This is a genomic window from Kribbella sp. NPDC026596 (assembly GCF_040638415.1).
In the GTDB taxonomy this organism is placed as follows: Bacteria; Actinomycetota; Actinomycetes; order Propionibacteriales; family Kribbellaceae; genus Kribbella.
The window spans coordinates 43,303-66,906 of sequence record NZ_JBEZYF010000028.1; the positions used below are offsets into that span (position 1 = coordinate 43,303).

21 protein-coding genes are annotated in these 23,604 nt (G+C 68.1%); 9 read left to right on the forward strand and 12 right to left on the reverse strand.

Going from position 1 to position 23,604, the window contains the following annotated elements:
* Nucleotides 1–13: 13 nt before the first annotated feature.
* The 3 genes from AB0E63_RS23435 to AB0E63_RS23445 form a co-directional block, all read right to left on the reverse strand.
* Complete coding sequence (locus AB0E63_RS23435; RefSeq protein WP_360369877.1) at nucleotides 14–2,671, reverse strand: FtsX-like permease family protein; 2,658 nt, start codon at nucleotides 2,669–2,671, stop codon at nucleotides 14–16.
* Complete coding sequence (locus AB0E63_RS23440; RefSeq protein ID WP_360369880.1) at nucleotides 2,668–3,417, reverse strand: ABC transporter ATP-binding protein; 750 nt, start codon at nucleotides 3,415–3,417, stop codon at nucleotides 2,668–2,670. Before AB0E63_RS23440 ends, AB0E63_RS23435 begins: the two co-directional genes overlap by 4 nt.
* 126 nt (nucleotides 3,418–3,543) lie before the next feature.
* On the reverse strand, nucleotides 3,544–4,518 hold the full coding sequence (locus tag AB0E63_RS23445) for a helix-turn-helix domain-containing protein (protein WP_360369883.1): 975 nt from the start codon (nucleotides 4,516–4,518) through the stop codon (nucleotides 3,544–3,546).
* 141 nt (nucleotides 4,519–4,659) lie between these two features.
* On the opposite strand from AB0E63_RS23445, the gene AB0E63_RS23450 reads away from it, so the two are divergent.
* Nucleotides 4,660–7,995 (forward strand): S8 family serine peptidase, encoded by a 3,336-nt coding sequence (locus AB0E63_RS23450; protein ID WP_360369886.1) that lies wholly within the window; start codon nucleotides 4,660–4,662, stop codon nucleotides 7,993–7,995.
* 232 nt (nucleotides 7,996–8,227) lie between these two features.
* On the opposite strand, the gene AB0E63_RS23455 is transcribed toward AB0E63_RS23450, so the two are convergent.
* The 5 genes from AB0E63_RS23455 to AB0E63_RS23475 form a co-directional block, all read right to left on the reverse strand.
* On the reverse strand, nucleotides 8,228–8,833 hold the full coding sequence (locus AB0E63_RS23455; protein WP_360369889.1) for a hypothetical protein: 606 nt from the start codon (nucleotides 8,831–8,833) through the stop codon (nucleotides 8,228–8,230).
* Nucleotides 8,834–8,884: 51 nt separating this feature from the next.
* A complete protein-coding gene (locus AB0E63_RS23460; RefSeq protein ID WP_360369891.1) occupies nucleotides 8,885–9,043 on the reverse strand; it encodes a hypothetical protein in 159 nt (52 codons plus the stop codon).
* A gap of 195 nt (nucleotides 9,044–9,238) precedes the next feature.
* Nucleotides 9,239–9,922, reverse strand: coding sequence for a response regulator transcription factor (locus tag AB0E63_RS23465; protein WP_360369894.1), 684 nt, complete (start codon nucleotides 9,920–9,922; stop codon nucleotides 9,239–9,241).
* 15 nt (nucleotides 9,923–9,937) lie between these two features.
* Entirely contained in the window at nucleotides 9,938–10,303 is a 366-nt protein-coding gene (locus tag AB0E63_RS23470) for a response regulator (protein ID WP_360369897.1), read from the reverse strand.
* 77 nt (nucleotides 10,304–10,380) lie between these two features.
* Nucleotides 10,381–11,862 (reverse strand): DUF4118 domain-containing protein, encoded by a 1,482-nt coding sequence (locus AB0E63_RS23475; protein ID WP_360369900.1) that lies wholly within the window; start codon nucleotides 11,860–11,862, stop codon nucleotides 10,381–10,383.
* Nucleotides 11,863–11,951: 89 nt separating this feature from the next.
* Here AB0E63_RS23475 and AB0E63_RS23480 point away from each other — a divergent pair, with 89 nt between their 5' ends.
* Complete coding sequence (locus tag AB0E63_RS23480; RefSeq protein ID WP_360369903.1) at nucleotides 11,952–12,533, forward strand: sigma-70 family RNA polymerase sigma factor; 582 nt, start codon at nucleotides 11,952–11,954, stop codon at nucleotides 12,531–12,533.
* 143 nt (nucleotides 12,534–12,676) lie between these two features.
* Here AB0E63_RS23480 and AB0E63_RS23485 read toward each other — a convergent pair whose 3' ends face one another.
* The 3 genes from AB0E63_RS23485 to AB0E63_RS23495 all read right to left on the reverse strand — a co-directional run bounded on the left by AB0E63_RS23485 (nucleotide 12,677) and on the right by AB0E63_RS23495 (nucleotide 16,152).
* Nucleotides 12,677–13,423 (reverse strand): AAA family ATPase, encoded by a 747-nt coding sequence (locus AB0E63_RS23485; RefSeq protein WP_360369906.1) that lies wholly within the window; start codon nucleotides 13,421–13,423, stop codon nucleotides 12,677–12,679.
* Nucleotides 13,420–14,925: a CHAD domain-containing protein gene (locus AB0E63_RS23490; protein ID WP_360369909.1), complete on the reverse strand. Its 1,506-nt coding sequence runs from the start codon at nucleotides 14,923–14,925 to the stop codon at nucleotides 13,420–13,422. The genes AB0E63_RS23485 and AB0E63_RS23490 overlap by 4 nt, the downstream gene beginning before the upstream one ends.
* Before the next feature lie 333 nt (nucleotides 14,926–15,258).
* Nucleotides 15,259–16,152 carry a LysR substrate-binding domain-containing protein gene (locus tag AB0E63_RS23495; RefSeq protein WP_360369912.1) on the reverse strand — a complete coding sequence of 298 codons (894 nt, stop codon included), beginning with the start codon at nucleotides 16,150–16,152 and terminating at the stop codon, nucleotides 15,259–15,261.
* A 168-nt stretch (nucleotides 16,153–16,320) separates the two neighbouring features.
* Here AB0E63_RS23495 and AB0E63_RS23500 point away from each other — a divergent pair, with 168 nt between their 5' ends.
* The 7 genes from AB0E63_RS23500 to AB0E63_RS23530 all read left to right on the forward strand — a co-directional run bounded on the left by AB0E63_RS23500 (nucleotide 16,321) and on the right by AB0E63_RS23530 (nucleotide 22,475).
* Complete coding sequence (locus AB0E63_RS23500; protein ID WP_360369915.1) at nucleotides 16,321–17,154, forward strand: SDR family oxidoreductase; 834 nt, start codon at nucleotides 16,321–16,323, stop codon at nucleotides 17,152–17,154.
* Between the two features lie 109 nt (nucleotides 17,155–17,263).
* Entirely contained in the window at nucleotides 17,264–17,887 is a 624-nt protein-coding gene (locus AB0E63_RS23505) for an NAD(P)-binding domain-containing protein (protein WP_360369918.1), read from the forward strand.
* 137 nt (nucleotides 17,888–18,024) lie between these two features.
* Nucleotides 18,025–18,648 (forward strand): NAD(P)-binding domain-containing protein, encoded by a 624-nt coding sequence (locus AB0E63_RS23510; protein WP_360369921.1) that lies wholly within the window; start codon nucleotides 18,025–18,027, stop codon nucleotides 18,646–18,648.
* A gap of 51 nt (nucleotides 18,649–18,699) precedes the next feature.
* Complete coding sequence (locus AB0E63_RS23515) at nucleotides 18,700–19,644, forward strand: SDR family oxidoreductase (RefSeq protein ID WP_360369924.1); 945 nt, start codon at nucleotides 18,700–18,702, stop codon at nucleotides 19,642–19,644.
* Between the two features lie 874 nt (nucleotides 19,645–20,518).
* Entirely contained in the window at nucleotides 20,519–21,271 is a 753-nt protein-coding gene (gene ppgK / locus AB0E63_RS23520; protein WP_360369927.1) for a polyphosphate--glucose phosphotransferase, read from the forward strand.
* A 278-nt stretch (nucleotides 21,272–21,549) separates the two neighbouring features.
* On the forward strand, nucleotides 21,550–22,065 hold the full coding sequence (locus tag AB0E63_RS23525; protein ID WP_360370045.1) for a DUF2231 domain-containing protein: 516 nt from the start codon (nucleotides 21,550–21,552) through the stop codon (nucleotides 22,063–22,065).
* Nucleotides 22,065–22,475 (forward strand): hypothetical protein, encoded by a 411-nt coding sequence (locus tag AB0E63_RS23530; protein ID WP_360369930.1) that lies wholly within the window; start codon nucleotides 22,065–22,067, stop codon nucleotides 22,473–22,475. Before AB0E63_RS23525 ends, AB0E63_RS23530 begins: the two co-directional genes overlap by 1 nt.
* Nucleotides 22,476–22,587: 112 nt before the next feature.
* On the opposite strand, the gene AB0E63_RS23535 is transcribed toward AB0E63_RS23530, so the two are convergent.
* Nucleotides 22,588–23,574: a hypothetical protein gene (locus AB0E63_RS23535; protein WP_360369933.1), complete on the reverse strand. Its 987-nt coding sequence runs from the start codon at nucleotides 23,572–23,574 to the stop codon at nucleotides 22,588–22,590.
* Nucleotides 23,575–23,604: the final 30 nt, after the last annotated feature.

The following is a 23,604-nucleotide window of genomic DNA, read 5'->3' on the forward strand; positions in this document are numbered from 1 at the left end:
AGCCTGCGTACAACTACTCGTACTGCAGCGCTTCGAGTGGATTCAGCTTGGCAGCCCGCCGGGCCGGCCAGATCGCGGCGAAGATGCCGACGATGACCGACACGACGGCGAAGATCACCAGCTGGGAGACCGGGACGGTGAAGGAGATCTCGTCGAGCCGTGCGGCCAGGAGGGAGGCGAGCAGGAGGCCGAGGACGATTCCGATGACCGCGCCGATCAGAGCCGTGATCACGCTCTCCTGCCGGATCATCCGCTTCACCTGCCCTCTGGTCAGGCCGATCGCGCGCAGCATACCGAGCTCACGGGTCCGCTCGAAGACGGTCAGCACCAGCGTGTTGACGATGCCGAACAGGCTCACCAGCACCGACAGCGCCAGCAGGACGTAGAGCACGTTCAGGATGCTCTTGATGCCGTCGGTCTGCGCCTTCTTGAACTCGTCCCGCGTCTGCGCCTTCGCGTTCGGGAACGAGTTCAGCGCACTGGTCAGGGCCGCGGTGTTCTCGGCGGTGACGCCGCCGCTCATGTTCACGAAGGTGTAGAGGTTCAGCGGCTGGGAACTGGTCGCGTCGAACGTGGCCGTCGAGATCGTCACGTTCCCGAACGGCGAGCCACCGGCCGGCGGACGGAAGATCCCCTTCACCTGCAGTTGCAGGGTCTTCCCGGTCGCCGTCTCCATCGCGAACCGCGACCCCTGGACAAGCCCGTGGTTGTCGGCGTACTCGGCGTCGAGGATCGCGCCGTCGGCGCCGAGCTCGCCGAGTGAGGCCTGCGAGCCGGAGCGCCAGTCGAAGGTGAGCAGGTCCGGCGCCTCGTCGTCGACCGCGGTGATCGTGATCGTCTTGTCGAAGGCCTTCGCCTGACCACCGCGCACGCTGGTGACCTGCTCGACGCCTGGCACCTTCGCGACCGCCGCGGCGACCGGCGGCGGCAACGGGCTGAAGTTGTTCTGCGCGGTGATCGCGTAGTCGGCGCTGAAGATCCCGTCCACGGCCTGCTCGAACGGCCTGATGATGCCGGCACCCAACGTGGCCACCAGCGTGACCAGGGCCAGCCCGATCATCAGCGCGGCCGCCGTCGACGCCGTCCGGTGTGGATCCCGCCTGCTGTTCTGCCCGCCGATCGCCACGGCCGGCCGGTCCGGGAGGACCCGGGGGAATTCGGGATGCCGGCCGAAGAGCCGCCGCAAGAGGTAGAGCGGCAGCAGGATGAACGGCCAGATCACAGCAGTCAGTACGACGACCGACCAGCGCGCGATCGGGTCCGAGATCGCTGCCAGCGGGCGGACGAGGCGCGCCGAGAATAGTGCGATGCCGATGAACAGCAACAGCACGCCGGCACCGAGCAGCGACAGCAACGTGGTTGTCGACAATCCGTCGGCGAACAATCCGACCAGCACCAACGCGATTCCGCCGACGGCGAGCAGTGCCGCGCCGATCGGGCGGTACCGGTGCAACCGCCCGGGCACCAGGGTCGCGCCTTCGCGGACCGCCGCGATCGGCGGTACGCGCGTCGCCCGCCACGCCGGACGCAGACTGGCGATGACCGTGACCAGGACGCCGACGATCAAAGCGACCACGATCGTCCGGGTCCGGAACACCAGCCCGTTGTTCGGCAGCGTGAAGCCGACCGCGTCGAAGAGCTTGAACAGCCCGGTCGCGATCGCGAGCCCGAGGAACAGTCCGACCACCGACGCGACGAGCCCGGTGACGAGCGCTTCCAGCACCACCGTGCTGAGGAGCTGCCGACGCGAGGCACCGAGCGTGCGCAGGGTCGCGAACTCACGCGTCCGCTGGGCGATCGTGATCGACAGCGAGTTCGCGATCACGAACGAGCCGACGAACAAGGCGATCCCGCCGAACACCAGCAGGAACGTCTGCAGGAAGCTCAGGAAGCTCGAAGTTCCGGCCGCGTCCTCCTTGGCCTGTTCGTCGGCGGTCCGGACCTGTGTCGCCTCCGGCAGGATGGGCCGGACCGCGTCGACCAGCTGCTGGTCGCTGATGCCGGACTTGGCCGCGATCAGGATCTGGTCGAGCTTGCCGGTCTTGTCGAACAGCCGCTGCGCGGTCTCGAGGTCGAAGCCGGCCAGCGTCGCGCCGCCGATCGACGACACCGCTCCGAACTCGACCAGGCCGGAGACCCGCATCTCCTGGGCCGGGCCCCGCGCCTGGACCCTGATCGGGTCACCGGCCGCGAATCCCTTCTCCTTGGCGGTTTTCGTGTCGATCACGACCTCGTCGCCGGTCGGCCAGGACCCCGACACGAGCGACAGCGAGTTGAACTGCGGCAGCGAGGGATCGACGCTGAAGCCCAGGTTCGGGGCGCCGCCGAAGACGATCGCCTTGCCGTCCTTGCCGATCAACTGCGCCTCGCCGCCGACCGCGCCGCCGGCCGCGCCGACCTCGGGCAGCTCGCGGACCTTCGGGAGCAGGCTCGCGTCGAACGGCGGTGCGGTGACGGTCCCGTCCTCGGCGGCGTCGAACGCGGTCTTCCCGGTGATCGCGGCGTCGGTGTTCTTGTAGTTCTCGGTGAAGATCGAGTCGAACGCGGACGTGATCGAGTCCGTCAGGACATAGGTGCCCGAGATCAGCGCGACCCCGAGGACGACGCCGATCGCGGTCAGCGCCGTACGGAGCTTGCGGGCCAGCAGGCCCTGTAACGCGAACCGGATCACTGCAGGTCCAACGTGTCGATGATCTGCAGGATCTCGTGCTGGTTGGACCTGCCGGTCTCCTTCACGATCTCCCCGTCGGCCAAGTACAGCACCCGGTCGGCCATCGCGGCAGCCTTGGCGTCGTGCGTCACCATTACCGTGGTCTGGCCGTACTCCTCGACCGACGACCGCATCAGCGCGAGGATCTCGCCGCTGGTCCGGGAGTCGAGATTGCCGGTCGGCTCGTCGGCGAACACCACGGTCGGTCGCGACACCAGGGCGCGCGCGATCGCCACACGCTGTTGCTGGCCGCCGGACAGCTCGGCCGGCCGGTGCTCGAGGCGGTCGGCCAGACCGACCCGTTCGACCAGACCGTCGAAGAACCCCTGGTCGGGCTTCACCCCGGCGATCGTCAGCGGCAGCAGGATGTTGTCGCGGGCGGTGAGCATCGGCAGCAGGTTGAAGAATTGGAAGATGAAGCCGATGTGCTGACGGCGCAGCTTGGTCAGCGCGTCGTCACCGAGCGTCGTGATCTCGATACCGTCGATCTTCACCGACCCCGACGTCGGACGGTCCAGACCGGCCAGGATGTGCATCAGCGTCGACTTGCCCGACCCGGACGGTCCCATCACCGCGGTGAGCTGGCCGGGCTCGATCTGCACGCTCACACCGCGCAGCGCCCGGACCGCGGTGTCCCCTTCGCCATAGACGCGGACTACGTCCGTCGCGTCCACGACCTCGATGACACTAGCAACTGTCCCCTCCATGGCCGATCGCCCTCCCTGGCTGATCAGCGGCCCACCCCCTAGCAGACCGGCCAACGACTTCCAACGAGTCTGCCCGCGTTCGGGCCAGATCGATAGGGGGTTTCCCCCGGATCAACCCTGACCGGCTCAGATCCAGCCGCGGCGGGCGGCGTGAAAGCCCAGCTGCAGGCGGGTGTCGGCGGACACCACGTCCATCAGGGCGCGGACCCGGCGCTGGACGGTGCGCATGGAGAGATTGAGCTGGTTGGCGACAGCCTGGTCCGTGAGCCCGGCCAGCAGCAGGCCGAGGATGCGGGCGTCGAGTTCCGGCAATCCGTCAGTCGGGCCCTCGGCCATGCCGTTGGCGCCCAGGACGAGGGGGAGTCCGTCACGCCAGACTCGGTCGAACAGGGCGAGCAAGGCGTCGAGCATGCCGCTGCTGTGCACGATCAGTGCACCGATGCTGCCGCCGGATCCGGACAGCAGCGGTACCAGGGCGATCCGGCGGTCCACGATGAGTAACCGCATCGGAAGCTCCTGCACCACCCGGACCTGTTCACCCGCCTGGAGTGAGTCGGATGCGGCGGCGAAGAACCCCGGCCGGTCGAAGGCACTGCGCTCGATCACTACGCGGTAGCGCACTCCCCGGGTGACCGCGGCGTCCTCCTCCTTGTTCTCCTCAGGCGGCACCACCGCGATCTCGGCCCGGACGAACCCGAGCACCTCCTCGCGCGCCGACATCTGCAGCTGCGCGAACCGCTGGCCAACCGCCTTCGCGCCGCGGACCACATCCACGACATCACTGACCGAACGCTCGGTGTCGGTACCCCGGTAAACCTCGGCCAGCGACTCGATCTCGCGTTGCGCCCGCCGCAGCTCCTCCTCGCGTTGCACGGCCAGTGCCGCAAGCGCGACCGATGGCGGCGAGGCGACGTACCGATCGGTGCCGCCGCTGGACCTCGCGGCCAGGCCGAGCGTCTCCAGGGCGATCAGGGAGCGCGCGGCCTCGACCGGGTGGCAGCCGATCCGGGTCGCGAGCTCGGTGGCGTCGTACGACGGCACCTCGACGAGGGCGCGATACGCGAGTTCTTCGGAGTCATCCAGTCCGAGCACGTCGAGCACGATGCCTCCCAGCAGTCGGCTATGTGGCGGCCCGGCCCTGGCGGGTAGGCGAATTGTCGCAATCTTGCCAGGAGTGACGGCTCCTTCGCTGGCGGTTTTGCGATGGACTACCCGTCAACCGTCCCGAAGGTGGTTCTCCCCATGCATCTGGCCCGTCAAGCTTTGATCGGCGTGGCTCTGACTGCTCTTGTCGCAGGCAGCGCCGTTCCCGCCACCGCAGCGCCACCGGTGTCCACCGCCCAGCCCACTCTGCCGGTGCAGGTGGACAGTGCGAAGGTCGTCACGCTCCTCACGGGTGACAAGGTCCAGGTCACCCCAGCCGGCTCTGGACGCAGCAGTGTGCGGTTCGTCCCCGCCGACGCCGCCCATGGCGGCTATGAGACTCGTACGGTCGGCAAAGACCTGTACGTCGTCCCCGATAGCGCCGCCCGCCTGGTGAACAGCGGCAAGGTGGACCAGGCGCTCTTCAACGTGAGCGGTCTGATCCGGCAGGGGTACGACGACGCGTCCACCGACCAGATCCCCGTCATCGCGACGTACAAACCGACTGCCCGCGCCGCACAGCAAGCAGTGCCCGCCGGATCCACCCGCACCCGCACACTGTCCTCTGTCGGAGCTACCGCGCTGCGGACGGACAAAGAACGCGCCCGGGAAACCTGGCTATCGCTCTCTGGCGGTCCTGACGTCCAGAAGCTCTGGCTCGACGCGAAGGTGCACAAGACCCTCGACGAGAGCGTCCCGTACGTCGGCGCGCCGCAGGCCTGGCAGGCCGGGTACGACGGCACCGGTACGACGGTCGCCGTCCTCGACTCGGGTGTCGATGCGGAGCACCCGGACCTGGTTGGCGCGGTCAAGGCCCAGCAGAACTTCACCGACAGCCCCGACGTCGCCGACCACGACGGTCACGGCACGCACACGTCGTCCACAGTGGCCGGTCGCGGCGTCGCATCGAACGGTCGCAACAAGGGCGTCGCGCCCGGTGCACAACTCCTGGCCGGCAAGGTCCTGAACGACTACGGCAGTGGTGACCTCTCCTGGATCATCGCCGGGATGGAATGGGCCGTTGCCGAGGGCGCCGACGTGATCAGCATGAGCATCGGTACGTCGGAACCCGTCGACTGCACCGATCCGATGGCCGCGGCGGTCGACCGGATCAGCAAGGAATCCGGTGTCCTGGTCGTCGTTGCCGCTGGCAACCTCGGCGGACCGGCCGAGGCGATCACCAGCCCGGGGTGTGCGGCGTCGGCACTGACCGTGGCGGCGACCGACCTGACCCAGACGACCGCCGACTTCTCGAGTCGCGGTCCGGTGATGGCCAACCACGCGGTCAAGCCCGACATCGCGGCGCCCGGCGTGGACATCACCGCGGCACGGGCGGGCGGGCGCGGCGACTCGGCGTACGTCGACATGAGCGGCACCTCGATGGCGACGCCGCATGTGGCCGGCGCGGCGGCGATCCTGAAGCAGCAGCACCCGGACTGGAACGGTCAGCAGCTGAAGGCGACCCTGCAGAACTCGGTGCGCTCGGCCAGCACGGTCGGGATCTACGAGCAGGGCGCCGGCGAGCTCGACGTCGCGCAAGCGGTCACGCAGCAGGTGACCGGGCCGGGCACGATCGACCTCGGAACGTTCGCCTGGCCGCACACCTCGTCGGACAAGATCACCAAGCAGCTGACCTATCACAACAGCGGGACGCAACCGGTCACGCTGACCTTCGCGACCGATGCCCGCGGCAACAACGGGAAGCCGTTGCCGTCGTCGCTCCTCAGCTTCGGCGCCGGCTCGCTGACCGTACCGGCAGGTGGCACCGCGGACCTACCGGTGACCGTCGACCCGTCCGCCGCCCTGGACTACGGCCTGTACGGCGCGGTCAGCGCGCGCGTGGTTGCTACTGGCAACGGGCGCACAACGGTGACCCCGCTCGGCTTCTACCTCGAGCCGCAGTACGTCGACGTGACCTTCAAGCTGATCGACCGCGACGGCAAGCCCGCCTCGTCGATCTCCAGCCTGGACGTGTTCGACCTCGACAGCATCGCTGCGCAGCGCGTCGGCTTCGAGGGTGCGGACCGCACGCTGCACCTGCGCGCGGGCACGTACTCACTGGCGGCGTCGATCGCGCACGACGGCGCCGACGGGTTCGTCGACTCGTACGCCTTCCTCGGCGACCCTGAGATCACGCTGACGCAGAACACCACGATCACCTACGACGCCCGGACGGCGTCCCAGGCGACGGTGACGACCCAGCGTCCGAGCGCACCGAAGGGCGGCAGCCTGACCTATGGTCGGATTGTCGACAACTGGATCCTCTCGTCGAGCCGCAGCTACGGCACCGGGGTGAAATCGATCTACCTCGGCACGACACCGAAGGCTCGCCGCGGGACCTTCGAAGTGGTCGAGGGGTGGCAGTTCGGATCGCCGGCCGGCGCGAAGTCGCCGTACCTGTACAGCCTGGCGTTCACGCACGAGCAGCAGGTGACGGGCAAACCCACCCATCGGGTCCGCGATCGCGACTTGGCCACGATCGATGCGACGTACTACACGCCAGGGAAGGCCTACAACTACTCCGAGTACGTCGACGTGTGGCGGCCGTGGAGCCTCAACCTGATCCCGACCGGGGACCGGGGGACCGTGGCGGGGCCGACGCGGGTGCAGCACCTGGTCACGGCCGACCAGGACACGAAGGTGTCGCAGATGGTCGGGCATGCGGACGCGATGGCCTGGCCGTTCGCGACGCTGATGACGTCGACGGCGACGGCGTACGAACCCGGGAGTAGGCACAGCGAGAGCTGGTTCAAGGCGGGGCTGCGGCCGGGGTTGGTGACCGACCAGACGACCGGGCTGAAGTTCGTGCCGGCCGCGCGGGCGGGGAACACGGTCTGGAGCAACTTCGCCAGCTGGGCGGACACCGAACCGGGACACTTCTCGCGGCAAGGATTCCTCGACCTGGGCGGGACAGAACTTCTCGCGGACGGGGTATCGCTGGGGGAGTACGGGTACTACGGCCAGGGGGTGTGGGACGTGCCGGCCGCGGCAACCAATCTCGAGCTGGTCTACAAGCTGAACCGGTGGCAGCGCGGCGACTACAAGTGGGAGTCGCCGTCGAACGTCGAGACGCGCTGGAGGTGGACGAGCTCGGCCGCCGACGCGGGCAAGCCGTTGCCGCTGCTCTTCCCCGACTATGCCCTCGCCGTCGACCTCAACGACCGCGCACCGCGAGTACCGCTCTACCCGATCACCATCACAGCTGAGTCCGGCCAGTGGTACAAAACCGGCCGGTTCACGTCGGCGCGCGTCTGGACGTCGTACGACGACGGCACCAGCTGGACCCAGGTCCCGGTGGTCAACCTCGGCACCAAAGCTGTGGCCCTGGTCAACAACACCAAGGCGACCGACTTCGTCACCCTGAAGGTCGAACTGACCGACACCAACGGCAAGTCCGTCACGCAGACCCTGACCCGTTTCTACGGAATCCGCTAGAAACCGAAGAACACCCCCCGGCCTGGGCGACCGGGGGGTGTTCTTCACTTGGTTTAGGTGGCGTCGGACCGGGAAGCGCCTCACGGCGCGTGGCCGCTCGTAGCGGCTAATTTTGGGACCCGGGGCTTGCACCGGCCCGACACCTCGAACAGTGTAACCGGTGCCCAAACCCCTTGTCCTGTAGGGATCTCGGGCAGCAAGACGCTATAGCATCCGAATTGGAAGCGCGCAACTACCAGAGTTGCCCGGCGCGTTCGGAGCGGGCCGCCGCCTGCAACTGATCGGCCGTTTCGACGAGCTTCGAGGCCGACAGCACCCGGTCGTGACCGTCGTCGGCGAGGTGTGCCCGGCCGGTCGCCACGATCCGCGCGAACGCGGCCGCCCGGTCCAGAGTCGTGGCGAAGTCCCCGGTCGCGACACCCCGCAGTACGGCGTCGACCATGTCCCGCACCTCGGCCGGCCCCGGCGGCTCGGCGACCCCCGCGACCACCGCGTGCACCTCGGCGTACTTGCGACCGGCCGCGAACTCGCGGGAGACCTCTTCGGCGTTGGTGTGCACCCAGGAGCGCAGCAGGTACAGCCGCCACAACGAGCCCGGCAACGAGTCGGCCGGCGCGTCGGACCACAGCTCGGCGAGCTCGTCCAGGCCGTAGTCGTCGGCCAGCTTGACCACCCGCGCATGCACCTCGGCGTCCTCGGAGTTACGGACACCACGCACGAGCAGTTCGGCGGTCCGGTGCGCGACCTCGGTGACGGTGGCCGGGTCGGCAGCACCGGGCAGCGACTCGAACAGCTTGTTGCCCGGCATGATCGGCCGGCGCGGGTTGGGCGTACTCACGCGCTCCATGGTGCCTGACGCCATGAACCACCGCACGCCGACCCGGCGCAGTCAGTCCTGGTCGCCCGAACTCCGCACCCGCTGCTGTGCGGCTGCGACGGCTTGCTTGGCTCTGACGATGTCCGGGTCCCTGACATCGAGCGGGAGCACAGCGTCGTCGTACCGTCGGTCTTTTCTGCGATTGACTTTCGCGATCCGAATCTGTCGCATCAGAACTCCTGTGGAGGGCAGGCCTGGCGCCGAGGTGTTGGAGGGGGTTCTCAAGACGCCAAGCCCGCCTGCCTGTGGGGTCCCCAGGCCGGTGATCTAGTGAAACGATCCGCTATCGGGCGGCGGGCGTCTGCACGGCCAGCGTCCAGACCTAGTACCGGCTAGCCGGAATCTGCACGGCTGGCTGACCGGTACTCAGTTGGCGTCGAGGTAGGTGATCACGGCCAGCACCCGGCGATGGTCGCCGCTGGTCTCCTGGAGCCGCAGTTTGGCGAAGATGTGCCGGACATGCTTCTCCACGGTCGCTTCGGTCACCCACAGTTGGCGTGCGATGCCGCCGTTGGAGCGCCCCTCGGCCATCAGGGCGAGCACTTCGTGCTCACGCGGACTCAGCTCGGCGAGCGGATGGTTGGCGCGGCGGGCACTGACCAGTTCCTGGACCAGGGCGGGGTCCATGGCCGAGCCGCCTCGGAGTATCCGCTCCAGCGTCTCGATGAAGTCGCCGACATCCGTCACCCGGCTCTTCAGGAGGTAGCCGATCCGCTGGCCGGACGCGAGCAGTTCCATCGCGTGCTCGACCTCGGTATGGGCCGACAGCACGAGGATTCCGGTGGCCGGGAACTCGCGCCGGATCTCCCGGGCGGCGTCCAGTCCTTCGGTGGTGTTCGTCGGTGGCATCCGGATGTCCACCACGACCAGGTCGGGCGTCAGCTCCCGCACCAGCGGGAGGATCCACACGCTGTCGCCGGTCTGCCCGACGACCTCGAACCCCGACTGCTCCAGGAGGCTGGCCAGCCCTTGGCGCAGGAGTACGTCGTCCTCGGCCAGGAGAACGCGGGTTCGCTCCCCACCGCTCTCGCCGGCCGACTCGATCGTCATGTGTTCACGGTAGACCTACGTGACGTCGAGGATCCGGCGAATAGCGCTTCCCGACAACCTGGTCTTGGACAGGAGCGCCGCGGCCGGCACGGTTGCGACCAGATCGATCAGGTCGTCCGCCGCATGGGTGGAGATCAGAATGACGTGCGCGGGGTCCACGTTCGTCTCGGTCTGGATCCGCCGGGCCAGGTCGAGGCCGCTCTCGCTGCCAAGACTCACATCGACGAGTACGACGTCAGGCTCAGCGGCGTCCAGTTGCCGCAGAGCCTGCTCGATCGTCGAGGCGACCCCGACCACGGTGAGCCCGTCACTTTCGAGGCGCGAGCGGGCAGCATCGAGGAAATGAGTGCTGTCGTCGACGATGAAGCAGCGCAACGCCATGTCACCAGGATCACGCTCCGGGTGCTCCGGCGCATTCCAGCTAACGCGACCTCTCTGGCCATTCGGCCACTCAACGGTCAGCTGCCGGCCAGCGGGAATTCCGCTGTCAAGGTGGTTCCGGCGCCGCGGGGACTGTCGAGGTTCAGCCGGCCACCGAGCGCTTCCACCCGGTCACGGAGGCCGAGGAGCCCGGTGCCCCGGCTGAAGTCCGCGCCGCCCTGCCCGTTGTCGTGGATCTCGACGCGGAGTGCGTCGCCGGTGATATCGGTGGTGACCGCGACCAGCGAGGCGCGCGAATGTTTCGCCGCGTTGGTCAGGGCTTCGGAGACGAAGTAGTAGGCGCTCGCCTCGAGCCGCTCCGACAGGCGCGGCTCTGCGCGCAGCGTCAGGCGGATGGGAATCGCCGACCGGCGGCCCAGCGACTTCAGTGCCGGGGTGAGGCCGCCCTCGGCGAGGATCGCCGGGTGGATGCCGCGCGCCATCTCGCGGAGCTCATCCAGCGCGTCGGTCAGTCCGCCGTGGAGCTGGTCCAGCTCCGCGGTCAGCTCGACCAGCTCAGTTGGCACCTTACGCTGAGCTGTCTGCAGCCGGAGTGCGAGTGAGACGAGTCGTTGTTGTGCGCCGTCGTGCAGGTTGCGCTCGATCTGGCGGCGCGTCCGGTCGGCGGTGACCACGACGCGGGCGCGGGATGCCATCAGTTCGGCCCGGGCCTCCGCGTTCTCGATCGCGGTCGCGACGAGCTCGGTGAAGCCCGCGATCTGCGCCTCGGTGTTGGCCGGGAACGGGGTCTCCCTGGTCGTGGAGGCGGCGACGACGCCCCAGAGCCGGCCGCCCACAGTGATCGGGCAGCCGATCGAGGAACGGATTCCGAGGGTCTGCGCCTCCTGCGCGATCATGCCGGACGCACCGGCGAAGCTGTCGAGCCGGATCGGTTCGCCGCGGCGGCGTACCTCACGGGCGATGCTCACCCCGTCGAGGTCGAACCGTTCCCCGATGACCAGGTGGACGGGCACCCGGCTCCAGGCCGCGACACCGGTGACCGTTCCGTCCGGTTCGTAGCGCTCCATGCGCGCGAGATCGGCGTCGCAGAGTCGCCCCACCTCTTCGGTCACGGCGGTGAACAGGACACTCGGCGACACGCCTTGCGCCACCTGAGTGGCGACCCGCCGGAGCGCGGACTGTTCGGCGGACAGCCGTTGGGCTTCCAGCGCCGCCCGCCGTAGCCGAGCCGCGAGCTCGCCCACGACCACCGCCGTCACGAGGAACACACCCAAGCCGACCGCGTTCTCGGGATCGGCGAGCAATAGCGAGTGCAGTGGGCTGACGAAGAAGTACGCGTAGGCCCACACGCTGAGCACGGCCGTGATGACGGCGAGTGGAGTACCCCAGAAGATCGCGATGGGCAGTACCGCGAGCAGGTAGAGCACCAGCAGGCTGAGGGTCGGAACGTGCGGCTCGCCGAACTTGATGAGCGCGGTCACGGCAGCAACCAGCAGGCCGGCTGCGAGCAATCCAGTCAGCCGGTGGACGACCACTGAACTCGCCCGGCGACGGTCCATGTCACCACACTTTCCCTGGACGAACGCTAACCGAGGTGACGGGATGCCTGCCAGCAGGTAGCCCCACGTCAGGTCAGTGGGAGGGGCGGATGGAGGCTCGCCGCGACGACAAAGAGGCCGGCCAGGAAGAGTCTCAGAGTGTGATGTCCTTAACCCCGGAAGACCTGAAGGCCCGGTTCGAAGCCGAGGCGATACCGCTGCTGCCGCGCTTTCACATCGCCGCGCTGCGACTCACGGGGAACCCGGCCGATGCGGACGACCTGCTGCAGGAAACCTACCTGCGGGCCTACCGCGGGTTCTCCCGGTTCCGCTCCGGGACGAACCTGACTGCCTGGCTCTATCGGATCCTCCGGAACACGTTCATCAACGGCTACCGCAAGCGTCTGCACGAGCCGACGACGATTCCGGAGGCCTGGCCGAACCACGCCGTGGATCGACGGCATGCCGAGGCGTCGGCCGAAGCGACGGTTGTCGGCTCGATGCTCGACGACCAGCTCCGCCAGGCACTCTCGTCCCTGCCGGAGCAGTATCGGAAGGCGCTCCTGCTCTTCGAGATCGAAGGCTTCAGCGTCCGTGAGATCGCTGCGATGGTCGGCGTCCCGCCCGGCACAGTGATGTCCCGCCTGCACCGCAGCCGCAGAACCCTCCGCCAAACCCTCCAGCCGGGTTAACGTCACCCGTGTTGTGCTGGCTGGGGACGTTGAGGTTGGCAGAAGGCGCGGCCGGTGACAGGCGTACGTCGGCGGCGATCGTCTATCGGGCGTCTCCGGAGGCCGCGTTCGCGACGGGGACCGTGCTCGACTTCAACGGGGGCTCATACCTTCGCATGTACCCGGGCTTCGTCCCACAGGCTGCGGTAGGCGACCGACGCCGGGGAGGTGCGGGCCCAGGCCACCACCGGGGCGCGGCGTACGCCCATCTGCTCGACGACCGAGGCCATCGGGATCGTGGTGCCCGCGACGTCTTGGTGTTCCTTCGGGAGTTGCTCGGACAGGTCGCGGTGCAGCCGGCGACGGCGGTCGACCATGGACAGGAACGCGAGCAGGTCCGGCGCAGGCCCCTTGGCCTCGTCGATGAACGACCGCAGCTGGTCGAGCGTGCGCACCGACAGGGGAGCCGGGATCAGCGGAGCGAGGACCAGATCCGCGGCGCGCACGATGCCCTCGGACACGAGCGACACGCTCGGCGCACAGTCGAGTACGACGACGTCGTATTCGTCGGCCATGCTGTCGAGGAGCCGGCCCAGGCGGCGGGTCGGCTTCTTCTGCGCGTCCAGCAGCAGGTCGAGGTTGCGGTAGGAGAAGTCGGACGGCAGCAGGTCGAGGTTGTCGAAGTCACTCGCTTTGACGGCGTCGCGGAGGTCACGCTTGCCGGAAACGAGCGCCTCGCCGCCGCCCTTGACCTTGGGCCGGATCCGGAACAGGTACGTCGCACCGCCCTGCGGATCCAGGTCCCACAACAGGACCCGGTGTCCGCTCTCGGCGGCCAGCCAGGCGACGTTCGCCGCCGCGGTCGTCTTCCCGACACCGCCCTTGATGCTGTACGACGCGATGATCCTCATCGGCTGGTCACCATCCTGGCGTAGAGACGCTGGTTGTGTTTCCGGTTGAACCGATGCCAGCGGTCCGCCACCTCGGCACGAGCGGCGTCCTGACGAAGCTGCAGGTGGTGTTCGAGGCGACCCATCGCCATCAGCGTCGCCGGGGGCGTCCCGGCCTTGGCGAGTTCGACGGCGTACTGGTGGACGCTCATGCGTTGGGCCTCGGCGTCCTGGAACTCGCCGAGGATGTCCTGCAAGAGCTTGAGCTCACTCACGGCCTCGCTTCGGGCATCGGCGCCGTACAAGCTGCCGAAGAACTCGAGCAGGTAGCGCAGCTCCTTGCAGCGCTTACGGAGGTCGTGCACGGCTTCTGCCGGAGAGGTCTCGGTGATGGCGTCGCCGCGCTTGGCGACTCGCTTCCAAGCGCGGCTCAGCAGCTCGTCGGCGACCTCGATCACCGGGCGCTCGATAGGCCCCGGGACCGCCAGCTCACGGTGCCATCCGTCGAGCAGCGCGGCGAATCGTTCGGACCTCAGTGCGCGATTGAGTGCGGCGTGCGCCCTGGTGCAGTGCCGCGTGACCTGCTCGCGGAACGGTTCGAGCTCGCTCGATGCGGACACGTGGCTGACCAGGTCGTCGAAGCCGAGCAGGTACACGTCGAGATCACGGCTCAACGAGGTCTGATCGGCGAGCCACTTGAGCTCGACGGCGTACCTCGCCCGGATGTCCTCGTCGATCGTTCCGTGCGCGAACTTCAGCACGGCACGGGTACGGCGCACCGTGACCCGCAGGTCGTGGAGGAACTCGGTGTCCAGTTGGCGAAGCGTGCCCTCGACGTTGTCGAGGACGATCTCTCGTAGTTGCGTGAGCGTGCCGGCGAACGCCTGGGTGGCCGGGACCCGCCGGGTGAACTCCAGGTCGGGCTTCGACCGGAAGCTGCGCGGATGGAGACCGGCGGCCCGGAAGACCGACTCGAAGAGCGGCTCCTTGGCCGACCCGAACCCGGGGATGGCGTCCAGTGTTCGGCACACCTTGGCCGCGTCCTTGTCGTAGCCGCGGAGAGACTCGATCCTGGCTCGCAGGCCGACGGCCGCGCCGTCCCGGACTTCTGTGGGACCTTCGACGACGATCCGGGCGACGGTCTTCTCCTCGGGTCCGAGCACCGAGAGCATCTGAACAGGACCGCTCGCGACGACGCGCGGCAGCAGCGCCCGCACACCGATCAGTTCGAGGACGCGGTCTCGCGTCACACCGTCCCGAAGGGAGTGCGCGGTGACCGCTGTACGGCCGGTCGGCTGTCGGGAGATCCGCTGCCCTTCGAGGTCGCTCAGCACGAGCCACGACTCGCGCTTCCGCACGTGGTGCTCGAGCAGCAGCCCTGCCCGGAACAGCCGCCAGTCATGCGTGTCGAACCAGACTCTGCGCTCGGTGTGGTGGACGTCGACGCGCACCTGCAGCGCGCCGGTCAGCACTTCGACGCACGAAGGCCCGACCGCCTCGTCGACCACGAACTCAGCCGCCACCTCGGCTCCCGGAAACGCGATGTGAACGATGAAAGAACGCAGGTATGTCTCGCTCCAGTGAACTACGGCATGCCCCTGTCGCGATGCGGGCGCGCGGACTACCGGTCTGCCGATATTCGGTCGGCACGACCCCGAAGAGCCTGGCGCCGGCTCGATCCGAGGGCGCGGGGCGGGGTCTCCGATCGAGACACCGCGCCCTACAGCAGGCCGCGGGGTTTCGCGCCCGCGGAATCGCTGGTCGATCAGCGCAGCGACCGGACTGGCCCGATGGCTCTTCCCGGGCATGATCGCGGGCCGACCGCTTGCAGCCCATTTCGGCAGTCCACAGCAGCTTTAGACTCGACCGCCTGGATAAGCCTCATAGTTCCCACATTCTGCCGTGATCTCGGCCGTCGCTTGCGCCGCGGTGAAGAAGTCGTCGGCCATCGGCGAGGTGCGCGACGCCGCCATCGCGACGAATACCTGGTCGGGCGCCAGATCCGGGACGGGCACGTAGCTGATGTCCGGACGTGAGTAGAACACGGTCTCCGAACGCCCCACGAATGAGATACCACGGCCGGCCGCGACGTGCTCGAGCTTCTCCTCCACCCCGCGCACCCGGAGCCCGGAGTCGGGGTGCGGGCGCCTGGTGGGCTGCGTGCTCGCGTCGGCATGCCAGACCAGCGGCTCACCGGCCAGGTCGGCCTCGGTGACCTCCTCCTTGCCGGCCAACCGGTGACCGGCGGGCAGCACCACCATGAGCGGCTCGGTGTAGAGCGGAGTCAGGCGCAGGCCGGTCTCGTCGATGGGCAGCCGCACATAGCCGACGTCGACGCGGCCGTCGAGCAGCATCAGGGCTTGGTCGTCCCATTCCATTCGCTGCACGTCCACGACTACGTCCGGATGCTGGGCCTCGAACTCCCGCGTCGCCGGGATGACCGGGATGCCGGCCCGAAATCCGACCACCAGCCGCTGGCTGCCGCGGGCGGCTACGGACACCCGGCGCCGGACCGCGTGCGCGGAGGCGAGCAGCGGACCGGCGTCGTCCAGCAGTTGTCGGCCCGCGTCGGTCAGCGCTACGCCGTGGCTGTCCCTGGTGAACAGCGAGGCGCCGAGATCCTGTTCCAGTGCGCGGATCTGCCGACTGAGCACCGGCTGTGCGATGTGCAGCTCATCGGCGGCGCGGCCGAAGTGCAGCCGGTGGGCGACGGCGGCGAAGTAGCGCAACTTGCGCAGGTCCAGATCCATGGAGCCTCCCGGTCCGGCGATGCCCTCAAGGTATCACCACGGCTGAAAAGGGTCTTGGACACCAGCTCAAGCCAATGGCATCGTTCATGGGGCCCGAGTGAATTCGGTATAAGAATTCGGCATCGGTATTTGGTAGCAGGGCCCAGAACCAGAATGAGCACGTCAGTAATGGGCCCGTCCATCGCGTCATTCGACGGCGTTGACGACGAGTCTGGTTTATATAAGAACCGAACTGTTTCGGATGCCCATCAATTCAACGGAGTGATCGTGGGAAAGCTCGATGGCAAGGTAGCGGTGATCACCGGCGGATCCACCGGCATGGCACTGGCCGGCGCCAAACTGTTCGTCGAGGAAGGAGCGCACGTCTTCATCCAGGCGCGGCGGCAGGAAACACTGGACGAGGCCGTCAAGCTGATCGGCCGCAACGTCACCGCCGTCCAGGGTGACGCGGCCGAACTGGACGACCTGGACCGCTTGTACGACACCGTCAAGCGGGAAAAGGGCTGGATCGACGTGCTGTGGGCCAGCGCCGGGATGGGCGAACCCGCCGTCCTCGGCGAGATCACCGAGGAACAGTTCCACCGCGCCTTCTGGCTCAACGCGCGCGGCACCCTGTTCACCGTGCAGAAGGCACTGCCGCTGATCAACGACAACGGCTCGATCTTCATGACCGGATCCAACGCGTCCCTCGGCGCCTTCCCCGGCTGGAGCCTCTACGCGGGAAGCAAAGCCGTCCAGCAGGCCTGGGCCCGCGTCTGGCTCAACGAACTGCGCGACCGCAAGATCCGGGTCAACGTCCTGACCCCCGGCCAGGTCGCCACCGCCAAGCAGGAAGAACTGTTCGACGAGGCAACCAAGGCCGCATTCGAGTCCCTGATCCCCCGCGGAAAGATGGGCCGCCCCGAAGAAATCGCCACCGTGGCCCTGTTCCTCGCCTCGGACGACTCCAGCTACGTCAACGGCCTGGAACTGGTCACCGACGGCGGCACCACAGCCATCTGAACCACACACCAGGAATGCCGCTGGCCAAACCGTCGCGACCGACGCTTGCGCCTGACCCGGCACGAACGAGACAGCGCGACACGTCGAGAACAGGAAGAGAGCACACCTCATGAGCAGCATCACCCTCATCGGTACGGGGAACATGGCCCGTACCATCGGCACGCTCGCGGTGGCGGGCGGCAACACCGTCGAGGTCATGGGACGCGATCAGTCCAAGGCCGATGACCTGGCCAAGGCTCTGGGCGGCGGCGCGACGACGGGCAAGTGGGGCGCCGTCCCGGCCGGGGACATCGTCATCACAGCCCTGTTGTACGACGTTGTCGTTCCGGTCGTCGCCGAGTACGGAGACGCCCTCGCGGGCAAGGTCATCGTCGACATCAGCAACCCCTTCAACGCCACGTTCGACGGACTGGCCCACAGCGAGGAGACCTCGATCGCGCAGGAGGTCGCCAAGGTGGCCCCGGCCAGCGCCAGCGTGGTGAAGGCGTTCAACACCATCTTCCGTAATGTCCTGGAGAAGGGCCGGCCCAACGTCTTCATCGCTGGCGACAATGCGCAGGCCAAGGCGGGCGTGGCGGCATTCATCGAGAGCCTCGGGCTGCGCCCGCTGGACGTCGGCGGCCTGAAAATGGCGCACTGGCTGGAAGGAATGGGCGTGGTCACGGTGGGCCTCGCCGGCAACGGGGTTGGCCACTGGGACTTCGCCCTCGGCGTCAACGAATTTGCCGGCTGAGCCCCGCGGCCGAGCAGTCGGCGAACAGGGCGCCGTGCGCCCTGACAACGGTTGATGGATCACCGACTCGCTCAACCGTTAACAACGACGGGTGGGCATGCCGTTCGATTCAGACTAGAGAAAGAGAGTGCTCACCCATGAGCAGCATCAGTTTCATCGGCCTGGGGGCCATGGCCCGCGCCATAGCCACTCGCGCGGTCGCGGGCGGCAACTCCGTCGAGATCATCGGCCGCGACGCCGCCAAGGCCAAGGGCCTGGCCGCCGCGCTCGGCAGCGGGGCCACGGCTGGGACATTCGGCACCGTCCCTGCTGGCGACGTCGTCGTCCTCGCCGTGCCGTACACCAGCGCCGTGCCGGTCGTCACCCAGTACGGGGATGCACTGGCCGGCAAGGTCATCATCGACATCTCCAACACCTTCAACGCCGACGCCACCGGGCTTGTCATCCCTGACGGCACTTCCGGTGCGCAGGAGATCGCCAAGGCCGCCCCCGCGAGCGCGCACGTCGTGAAGGCGTTCAACACCGTCTTCGGCCACGTCCTGGCCCAGGGGCGTCCGTTGGACGTGTTCTTCGCCGGAGATGACGCACAGGCCAAGGCCAGCGTGTTGGCGTTCATCGAGAGCCTCGGACTGCGTCCCCTCGATGTCGGCGGCCTGGAGATGGCCCGCTGGCTGGAAGGGGTCGGGCCGCTGCTGATGGGCCTGGCCCGCCACGGCGCGGGGAGCTTCGACGTCGCCCTCAGCGTCGACGTCCCCGGCTGAGTGCACTCGCACCGCCATTTCTTCCGCCGCATCCTCACAGGGAGCAGTAGCTTGCGCGTTTTCGTCACTGGTGGGACCGGCCATTCCGGTTCGTATATCATCTCCGAGCTCATCGCCGCCGGGCACGAGGTCACCGGCCTGGCCCGGTCGGACACGGCCGCAGCGGCGCTGTCCGCGCTTGGCGCGAAGACGCGCCGCGGCGACCTCCAGGACCTCGACGGGCTCAAGGAGGCAGCCGCCGACTCCGACGGTGTCATCCACGTCGCGCACAGGCAAGACCTGCTTCCGTCCGGCGGGATGGACGCCGTGTCCGCCGCGGAGCTCCCGGTCATGCTCGCGTACGGCGAGGCACTCGCGGGAACCGGAAAGCCGCTGGTCGCGGCGGGGAGCATAGGTTCGCCCGGGACCGGGGGGATCCTGGGCCGGCCGGCCACCGAGGAAGACCCAGCCCTTCCCGTCGGCGATGAGCACAAGGGCACCCTCCGGGTTCGCAATGTCGTGGAAACCGCCGTCATCGGCCTCGCCGAGCGGGGAGTGCGGTCTTCGGTCGTGCGGATCGCCAACATCGCGCACAGCACGACCGATCGCGCCGGCTTCCTCCCCATGCTGATCGCGCTCGCGAAGGAGAAGGGCTTCGCCGGCTACCCCGGAGACGGCGCGAACCTGTGGAACGCCGTGCACGTCCGCGATGTCGCTTCCTTGTTCCGCCTGGCGCTGGAGAAGGGACCGGCCGGCAGATACTGGCACGCGGTCGGGGACGAGGGCATCCCGCTCCGCGAGATCGCCGAGGCCATCGGCAGCCACCTGGGCCTGCCCACCGTGAGCATTCCCGCGGACGAACTGATGGTGCCGGGATATTTCGGGTTCCTCGCGAACATAATCACGCAGAACTACCCGGCCTCCAACCTCATCACGCGCCGGACCCTCGGCTGGAAACCCGCTCAGCCCGGCCTGCTTGCCGATCTGGACAACGGCCATTATTTCCCCGGCAGCTGACGGCTGGAACCCAATCGCAACCAGTCCGGCAAATGACGAGGACAAGGCTCTTCTGGACAGACGCGGAAAACATGACGACTGTGGGATTCATCGGAAGCGGATACCTCGGCAATACCATCGCGCGGCCCGCCATCGCGGCCGACGGGTGCGTCTCCTTCATCGACCAGAACGAGATTCGACCGGCACGCTAGCAAGGCGCTAGCTGATGTCCGGGCCACAGCGCGAGCCGGTGATCACCCTCGCTGGTGGGCCGTGGGATCGTCAGGTGTTCTATGCCACCGACTGGGAAGAGGTGCGACGCGCGGCCGAACGCTTGGGGCGCACCCCGGACGAATCTGCTGCTGGCCGCTCGCCTACCGCCCCGAGATCCACGGCAGCCATCGCTGGGTAGGGTCCGGCGGCGCCAACTGGCCGAGGAAGCCGTGAGGGAGCAGGATCAGCCGGCGAGCTGGTCCGGGACTTCGATCGGCAGCCGACCCGAGCGCCGCCACGTCCAGCGAACGTAGCCGCCACGCCGGCGACGTAGCCCGGCAGATCAGGCCACTCGCGCTCAGACTCGGCCCAGTGCGCCACCATCTAGGCGTCGGTCATGACCGCCCGGCTCGACTGTCCCGCAAACGTCTATGGAACAGCCGGCCGCTGTAGGCCGCAGACGGATGACCAGCGAATCGCTGCTTGTTGTCCCAGAGCGCGGAGGCGCCGGTCGAGAGTGATTCCGCCGGCATCGCTGACGGCGTCCGAGGCGCGTGGCATGCTGGCGAGCATGTGCGGTCGATACGCGTCGGCGGCCGGCCGTGCCGATCTGCTCGACGCTTGGCGAGGACGCTGACCCGGTGCGGCAACTGCGGGCGAGGGGAGAGATCAGGTGCCCAGGATGAGGACGTCGACCGCTTTCGGGGTTGACATTGGCGGCAGCGGGATCAAGGGCGCCATCGTCGACCTGGAGAAGGGCGACCTGGCCACGGAGCGGGTGAAGTACCTGACGCCCGATCCGTCCACCCCGGAGCCCGTCGCCGCGGTCGTGGCCCGGCTGGTCAAGGAGGCCGGGTGGACCGGTGAGCTGGGTGCGACGTTCCCGGCCGTCATCAAGAACGGGGTGGCCAAGACCGCCGCGAACGTCGACAAGAGCTGGATCGGGACCGACGTCGACAAGGTCCTCACCGACATCACCCACTGCGACGTGACCGTGCTCAACGATGCCGACGCGGCCGGCATCGCCGAGGCCCGGTTCGGCGCGGCCAAAGGCGTCGACGGCGTGGTCATCCTGCTCACCTTCGGCACCGGTATCGGCAGTGCGCTGCTGCTCGACGGCCAGCTCGTGCCCAACACCGAGCTCGGTCACCTCGAGCTGGACGGGTACGACGCGGAGACCAAGGCCTCCTCGGCGGCGAAGGACAACGAGGGCCTGTCGTTCAAGCAGTGGGCCAAGCGGGTGCAGCGATACCTTCGGCACGTGGAGAACCTGTTCACCCCCGACCTGTTCGTGGTCGGCGGCGGGGTCAGCAAGCACGCCGACAAGTGGGTGCCGCTACTCGAGCTCTCCACACCGGTGAAGCCGGCTCAGCTGCTCAACAACGCCGGCATCGTCGGCGCGGCGATGGCCGCGCACGAGAAGTTCACCGCGTAGTCCGACTACAACCCGCGCCGGCATCGGCGGTCATCCTGGACCAGATCCCGGTCACGTGCTCGTCGTACTGGTCGAGCTCGGCTTGGTCGTATCCGGGTGCGGCTCCTCATCACCGGCGGCCGGCCCGGAACCTTGGCTAACGGTCCTTGGACGCTCCTCGGTCACTCGGCGGCTCTGCGCGCCTTCGGGAGTTCAGGGCCTTGAACCGCTATCCGTTCGCCGACGTGTGAGTAGCAGGCGCACCAGCTCTGACGGTGATCGGAGGCGGCGTGGAACCGATGCGACAGGCCAAGCGGCCGGTGACGCGGCTCGCCGGCGCGTACGGTCACCCGTTGCACCCGGCCGCCGTCGCGATCCCGATTGGGTGCTGGACGGCGAGCCTGGTCTTCGACCTGGCCTCGCGGGTCGTCGCTGACGGCGCGTTCCTGGTACGCGGGTCCCGCTGGCTGATCGCGCTCGGCGTGCTGGGCGCTCTTGCGGCGGCAATGCTCGGCTTTCTGGACTTCTTCGCCATCCCGCCTCGGACACGGGCCTTCCGTACCGCGGCGGTGCATATGTCGCTGAACCTCGCCGTGACGACGTCGTACACCGTCAGCTACCTGCTCCGGCACCGCGCCACGGCTCGGGTGGGCTGGGGACTGATCGCGCTGTCACTGGTCAGCCTGGCTGTACTGGCGGTGTCGGGCTATCTCGGCGGCAAGCTTGCTTACCGCTACGGCGTCCGGGTTGCTGACGAGACGACTCAGCTCGAGGGGTATCAGGATTCACCGGCCATCGAGAAGGAGGAGACCTGATGGCAGTTGCGGCTCTGGTGACCTGGGTGGTCACAGCAGTACTCGGATTCAGCATGCTCTACCTGTGGATCTCCAAGGGCGGCGTTCAGGCTGCCCGAGGCGGTACCGAGCGCTCCAGCCGATTCGCGCCCGGACTGGTCTTCGGCCACTTCGCGCTCGCGGCGACAGGTTTGATCCTCTGGATCGTCTACGTGATCGCCGACACCGAGGCACTGACTTGGGTGGCGTTCGTGTTCCTGATCGCCATCGCCGTCCTGGGGGATCTACTGTTCCTGCGCTGGCGCAGCGGGCAATCGTCGAGCACGGTCGAGTCCAGTCTGCCCAAGCCTGTCGTCTACACCCACGGCTTGTTCGCTGTGGCGACCATCGTGCTGGTCCTACTCACCGCCCTCGGCCTCGGGGAGAGCTGAACCCAGTCGACCAGGTCAGCGCGCGCCGAAGAGGTCGCTCATCCCGATCGGTCAACGCAGCGCCACCCGTACGCCGGTCACCGTACGCACGCCCGCACCGAAGGCCCTCGTGTCAGTCGCCGCGAGTGCGGTGGCTGGCTGGGCGGGCGGAGCCGGCCTCCGGGCGGCGGCCGTCGCGGTCGGGGGACTCGGACCGTCCTGGCGCTGCCCCGTGGCCAGGTGTCTGGGGACCGCGTAGCGGCGTACTCGCGCTGAGTCCGGCGTCGATGCTCCGGCGTAGATCCTGATTGGCCTGCCAGTATTTGGTCAGTTCGTCGGCCTTCTTCCCGCCGACGCGGGCGGCCATCAGACCGGCGAGTTCGGACATCTGGATGTCTTGGGGATCGTCGGGGTCGAATCCGTGAACCGCGGCGAACGCGGGCTGCATCGCTTGCGCGATCGCCTGGACTGAGCCCTCGCGGGCCTGTGCCGGCGCCAGGCTCGCCAGTTTCTGGTCGTAGAGCAGGCCGGCGGCCACAGAGAACTTGTTCTCGGCGTTCACGACCGCCATCTGGCGGATGACCTCCCGGCCCGAGTGCCCACTCGCGTCCCCGATCTCCTCGGCGAAGGTTTCGACCGCCGGCACGTACTCGCCGTACGCCGGCTCGGTCCGCTCGCGGCTGATGCCGGGGGCGACCGCTTCCAGATCGAGTGCCTTGATGTATTCGTTCAGGTTCTGTTGGGTGGCGATTTCGGTGGTGGCTTCCTCGAGGATCTCCTTCGCCGGCTCCTGATAGGCATCGGCTCCCATGCCGTGGGAGGTCCCGGCCGCGGCCAGCAGGTGGACGTTCTCGTGCAGGAGGACCCGCAGCGCCTTCCGATATCGGCGGAGCGTGGATTCGTCGTGCTGTTGACCAGCGGTGTCGAACATCTCCCGGAGGTCCTTGACCACCCGGTCGGGGTGGAGCTTGATCGTGTGGTCCCAGGTGACCAGCCCACTGCGCGGATCGTCGAGCGGGAGCATCTCGACGGTGCGGTTCCACGACGTGTGGTGCGCGCCGAGGACCTGCACCGCCGCCGTCGCCTGCTCCTGGAGCAGCTCGTCATACGTCCTGGCCACAACGATCACCTCCGCGCATCAGCGGTCGCT